Source organism: Stenotrophomonas maltophilia, from assembly GCF_004920835.1.
Classification (GTDB): Bacteria; Pseudomonadota; Gammaproteobacteria; order Xanthomonadales; family Xanthomonadaceae; genus Stenotrophomonas; species Stenotrophomonas maltophilia_AQ.
Window position 1 is genome coordinate 1 of record NZ_QFHO01000067.1, and the last position, 431, is coordinate 431.

Sequence of the window (431 nt, forward strand, 5' to 3'; positions counted from 1 at the left end):
GTGTGAGTCATTCTATCATTACAACTTATATGAGGTCGAAACTGTGACGATAATATGATATAATTCTTCCGTTAGAATATCGAATGAAAAAAAGGAGAAAATGCATGTTACAAGTAACTGATGTGAGTTTACGTTTTGGAGATCGTAAACTATTTGAAGATGTAAATATTAAATTTACAGAAGGTAATTGTTATGGATTAATTGGTGCGAATGGTGCAGGTAAATCAACATTCTTAAAAATATTATCTGGTGAATTAGATTCTCAAACAGGACATGTTTCATTAGGGAAAAATGAACGTCTAGCTGTTTTAAAACAGGACCACTATGCTTATGAAGATGAACGCGTGCTTGATGTTGTAATTAAAGGTCACGAACGTCTTTATGAGGTTATGAAAGAAAAAGATGAAATCTATATGAAGCCAGATTTCAGT

Annotated in this window: 1 protein-coding gene; it reads left to right on the forward strand. The window is 32.3% G+C overall.

Annotated features, from left to right (window positions below; genetic code table 11):
- Positions 1-104: 104 nt before the first annotated feature.
- Positions 105-431: ATP-binding cassette domain-containing protein (locus tag DI041_RS21100; protein WP_136640157.1), on the forward strand; the 327-nt coding region annotated here is incomplete at its 3' end.